The organism is Treponema sp. R80B11-R83G3 (genome assembly GCF_054786115.1).
This window is the reverse complement of record NZ_BDHF01000219.1, coordinates 1-1,348: the sequence shown is the minus strand read 5'-3', so window position 1 is coordinate 1,348 and position 1,348 is coordinate 1. Positions and strand designations below refer to the sequence as shown.

At 49.7% G+C, this 1,348-nt stretch carries 1 protein-coding gene; it reads left to right on the top strand.

Annotated features, from left to right (window positions below):
- Nucleotides 1–27 precede the first annotated feature (27 nt).
- The coding region (locus tag ACYVRH_RS12770) for a glycoside hydrolase family 3 protein (RefSeq protein WP_461257279.1) at nt 28–1,348 on the top strand (1,321 nt) is incomplete at its 3' end.

The window sequence follows — 1,348 nt, the reverse complement described above, 5'->3', positions numbered from 1 at the left end:
CTATTATTGAAAAAACAGGAGCGTACAATGAACCGAGAAGCGAAAATTAAAGAATTAATTTCCCAAATGACGCTGGAAGAAAAAGTTTCCCAGTTGCTTTACAAAAGCCCCGCGATTGATAGGCTTGGGATACCCGAATACAACTGGTGGAACGAGTGTCTGCACGGCGTAGCAAGGGCTGGTATCGCGACTGTTTTTCCGCAGGCTATAGCGTTAGCTGCGACTTTTGACGATGAGCTTGTCGAAAGAATAGCGGTCGCTATTTCTGATGAAGCGCGCGCAAAGTATAATGAAGCGGTTAAGCAGGGCAACCGAGGCCAGTATTGGGGGCTTACTTTCTGGACGCCGAATATCAATATTTTCCGCGATCCGCGCTGGGGACGTGGGCAGGAAACCTACGGCGAAGACCCTTACCTTACAAGCCGAATCGGCCTTGCGCTGGTACGCGGCTTGCAGGGGAATGATCCCGAAAACCTGAAGCTTGCCGCCTGCGCCAAACATTACGCCGTCCATTCCGGCCCCGAAAAAGACCGCCACACTTTTAACGCCGTTGTTTCTAAAAAAGACCTTTTTGAAACTTATCTGCCCGCGTTCAAGGCGCTTGTGGACGGCGGAGTTGAATCTGTAATGGGCGCGTATAATCGCACTCTTGACGAACCGTGCTGCGCCAGTAATTTTCTGCTCAAAGATATTCTTCGCGGGCGATGGGGTTTTAAGGGCCATGTTGTTTCAGACTGCTGGGCTATTCGCGACTTTCACGAGTACCACAAAATTACTAAATCGCCGGAGGAATCGGCGGCTCTTGCCTTAAACGCCGGCTGTGATTTGAATTGCGGTTGCACCTATCCCATGCTGACTGTGGCTTTTAAAAAGGGGCTTGTCAGCGAAGAGGCGATCAATACTGCTCTGGAGCGGTTACTGCGGACACGTTTTAAATTGGGAATGTTTGATCCGCCGGGGTCGGGAAAATACGGCAAACTTGGGCGTAAAGTTATCAACTGTGAAAAACACCGCAAGCTTGCGCTAAAAGCGGCGGAGAAGTCAATCGTTTTGCTTAAAAACGACATCGGGCTTTTGCCCCTCGATTCAAGCCCTAAAAAAATTACCGTTATAGGTCCGGCGGCTGCTAACGCCCATGCGCTTTTTGGCAATTATTACGGTCTCAGTTCCCGCTTCATAACCATCCTTGAGGGGCTTGTTGAAAAAGTTAAGGATAAATTCGGTATCAATCTGGATTACCGTCAGGGCTGTCTGATGTACGGCGAAAACAGTAAAACGCTTGCCGCTTACGGAGAGGCAAATATTACCGATGTCGTTATCGCCGTAATGGGGCTGGACGGCGCTATCG